The 3,398-nt window shown below is 66.7% G+C and carries 2 protein-coding genes and 1 pseudogene; 2 read left to right on the top strand and 1 reads right to left on the bottom strand.

Going from position 1 to position 3,398, the window contains the following annotated elements; translation table 11 throughout:
* Nucleotides 1-171 precede the first annotated feature (171 nt).
* The gene (locus ABI213_RS20070) at nt 172-1,410 is read left to right on the top strand and encodes an HDOD domain-containing protein (protein WP_348007387.1); all 1,239 of its coding nucleotides are present in this window, start codon (nt 172-174) and stop codon (nt 1,408-1,410) included.
* Between the two features lie 78 nt (nt 1,411-1,488).
* On the opposite strand, the gene ABI213_RS20065 is transcribed toward ABI213_RS20070, so the two are convergent.
* Nucleotides 1,489-2,895: a PLP-dependent aminotransferase family protein gene (locus ABI213_RS20065; RefSeq protein WP_348028401.1), complete on the bottom strand. Its 1,407-nt coding sequence runs from the start codon at nt 2,893-2,895 to the stop codon at nt 1,489-1,491.
* A 123-nt stretch (nt 2,896-3,018) separates the two neighbouring features.
* Between ABI213_RS20065 and ABI213_RS20060 the strand changes: the two are divergent.
* Nucleotides 3,019-3,398: pseudogene (locus ABI213_RS20060) on the top strand (EamA family transporter); the annotation flags it as partial.

The following is a 3,398-nucleotide window of genomic DNA, read 5'->3' as shown; positions in this document are numbered from 1 at the left end:
CAGGCCAAGACCGACAAGTCCAACGCCGAAGACATCGACATGATTGCCGCCGCGGCCGACCAGAGTAACCAGCAAACCGCCTACCAGGCCGCGCTGAAATCCTACGCCTCGATCCAGAAGCTATCGTTGTTCAACTTCATCAGCTAAGCCCGCCTACTCCACCCGTCCGCTATGGCCACCTCTGTCCTTGGCAGCATCACGCTGGGCTACCGCCCGCTGTGGAACGCGGCGCGCAGCCTGGCGGCGGTGCAGTTGTTCATCGAAGGCCGGGCCGATGCCAGCATCGATGCCGAGCGCCTGCTGGGCGCTCTGCACGACCAAGGCAAACCCAGCGCGCCACCGCTGCTGCTCTCGGTCAAGTCGCCTGCGCTGCTGCGCGATCTGCTGGATAACGCACCGGCTCCCACCGCCTTCCCCAACCGGGCCCCGTACTGGATTGAAGTCCGCAGCGAATGGATGGGCAGCCACGCCATGCCGCAGCGGGTGCAGCGCGCCTACCAACGCGGCCTGCGCTTGGTCTGGCGGGCCGAATCCGACCAGCCCCCCAGCCCCGAGCTGGCCGCCTGCTTTTTTACCCGCCTGCTGCGCTTGCCGCCGCAGGCCGCGTTGGCCGGCCTGCAGGCCGCCGCCCGCGCCCGTTCAGGTACGCCGGGCGGGGCCAGCCCGGTGCAACCCGGCATGCTCTACGAGGGTGTTGCCAGCCGTCTGCTGATGGAACACTGCCTGGACCAGCAGCACGCCAGCGCCTTGCTGGGCTGGCCCGACGAAGACATCCTGCACGCCCTGCAGCGCCAGGCCACTGCGCCCGACTACCGGGCCATGGTGCAACTGGTGCAAGCGGTGGACGACGACGTTTCGGTGGAAAAAATCGAGGCCCTGCTGGGCATGGAGCCCATCCTGACCTTCCGCTTCCTGGCCTACGCCAACTCGGCCGCCGTGGGCTTGCGCAACGAAGTCGAATCCCTGCGCCACGGTCTGATGCTGCTGGGCACCACCACGCTCAAACGTTGGCTGGTCGAACAACTGCCGCAGGCCTCGCGCGACCCCAACCTGCTGCCGGTCAAGGCCGCCATGGTGCTGCGCGCCCGGCTGATGGAAAACCTGATGGATTCCGGCGCCGAGCACCAGCTTGCCCGCGAAATCTACCTCTGTGGCCTGTTCTCGCAAATCGACGTGCTGATGGGCGAACCCCTGGGCAGCGCCCTGCACCGCGTCCCTTTAAGCAGCCGCATCTACAACGCCACCGTGCGCAACAGCGGCCCCTACGCGCCGCTACTGCACATCGCCACCGCCCTGGAGACCGACAACGGTGCCGCCATCCGCGCCCTGTGCCACGAGCATGGCATGGGGCTGGAAGAAATCAACCGAGCGTTGCTGCGCACCCTGGTGGGCCAGCCCACCAATATTTGATACCTTTTAGACCGCCAGCGCATGTAGCACTTGCGCTGGCAGCTATTTAAATAATAGTAGCCTCAGCCATGCCGACGTTCACGGCATGCTGTCGCGCACCCGCGCAAACACCTTCCAGAACGCCGCGTCCTGGGTGTTCGCGAAATTGATACGCATCAGGCTGCTGGGCTGGCGGTTGGCGTGGAACAGGGCACCGGGGGCCAGCATGGTGCCGTGGTCCAGCATGCGCTGGGCCAGCGCGTCGGTGTCCACGCCGGTTTCCACCCAGCCGAACAGGCCGGCGGGCTCGGACGCAAACGTGCAGCCCGCCGCCAGTGCCAGCTTGGTGCTGCGGGTACGGGCCTGGTCGAGGCGGGCGCGCACGCCTTCGGAATGTCGGCGCAACTGGCCCTGGTCGATGCACCAGGCCAGGGCTTTTTCCAGCAGCGACGGGGTGGTCAGCGTGGCCAGCAGCTTGGTGTTGGTGAGGCGTTCCACCAGCGCAGTGGGCGCGGCCAGATAGCCCACGCGCCAGCCGGGAGCCAATATCTTGGAGAAACCGCTGGCGTACAGGGTGCGCTGCAGGCCGTCCAGCACGCACAGCCGGGTGGCATGCTCGGGGGCCAGGTGGCTGTAGGTGTCGTCTTCCACGATGTAGAAATCATGGGCGTTGGCCAGGGTCAGGACCCGGTGCGCGCTGCCAGGGGTGAGGCAAAAACCGGTAGGGTTGTGCAGCACGCTCACGCTCACAAACAGCTTCGGGCTGTGCGCCTGGCAGTAGCGGGCCATCACCTCCAGGTCCGGCCCGTCGGCATGGCGTGGCACCGGCAGGATGCGCATGCCCATGGCCTCCAGCCGGGCGAATTCCACCGCCCAGCCAGGTTCTTCGACCATCACATAGTCGCCAGCACGCAGCAGGGTGCGGCTGGCAATGTCCAGCGCGTGGGTGGCCCCCACGGTGGTGATGATCTGCTCGGGCGTGGCCGGTATGTGCAGGCCGAGCAGCTTTTTGGACAGGCTTTGGCGCAGGCCCAGGTCGCCCGCCGGGTCGCCGTAGCGGCGCGAAAAGTCTGCCGTGCCCGCCGCCACCCGGCGCACCGCGGCAGGCATGAAGTTGTTGGCCAGCCAGTCGGGCGGCAGCACGCCCATGCCGGGCTGGGGAATGTCGCTGTCGCCCTGGAACATGCCGCGCATCAGGGCGGTGGCGTCGATCGGGCGGCGCGGCGGGCTTGCTATGGATTGTGTAGCTTCTCGCGCATACAAATCCTGCGCTGGAGCCATTTCTCGTACATAAAAACCACGGTTCTTTCGGGCCTCCACCAGGCCCAGCGCCAGCAGACGGTCGTAGGCCGCCACCACGGTGGAAGCGCTGACCTGTTGCTGCTGCGCGCACTGGCGCACCGAGGGCAGGCGTGCGCCCGCGGCCAGCAAGCGGCTGCGGATGCGCTCGGCGAAATGGCTGGCCAACTGCTCGGTGAGCGTCTGGTCGGCGGTCTTCATCAACATGGTGGCGGCTCCTGTGTGCTGGCTTTAGGGGCAATACAGTGCACAAACTGATTGGGCAAAGTGTACTGCTAGTGTGTTGGTATTGGAACTACATTGAATGCCCACTTCGTTCCAGTCCCTACCATGACCACCCACACCGCCACCCTCCCCGTGCCGCCCGCCTCGCACAGCAGCGCCGAACGCCGTGGCCTGTGGCTGGGCCTGCTGGGGGTGGGCATTTTTGCCCTGACCCTGCCGATGACGCGCCTGGCCGTGGGCACGCCCGCGCTACCGCAGATGTCCGGGGTGTTTCTGGCCATGGGCCGGGCCAGTGTGGCGGGCCTGCTGTCGGCGCTGTTTTTGGCGGCCACCCGCGCGCCCTGGCCGCAGCGGCAAGACTGGGTGCCGCTGCTGTTGACCATGGCCGGTGTGGTGTTTGGCTTCCCCCTGCTCACCTCCATTGCCATGCGCCATGTAGAGGCCGTGCATGCCAGTGTGATCCTGGGTGTACTGCCGCTGGCCAC

The sequence above is a fragment of the Rhodoferax sp. genome (assembly GCF_039922535.1).
Taxonomy (GTDB): domain Bacteria; phylum Pseudomonadota; class Gammaproteobacteria; order Burkholderiales; family Burkholderiaceae_C; genus Rhodoferax_B.
Note: the sequence above shows the minus strand (reverse complement) of the source record. Positions and strands in the feature narration are given on the sequence as shown.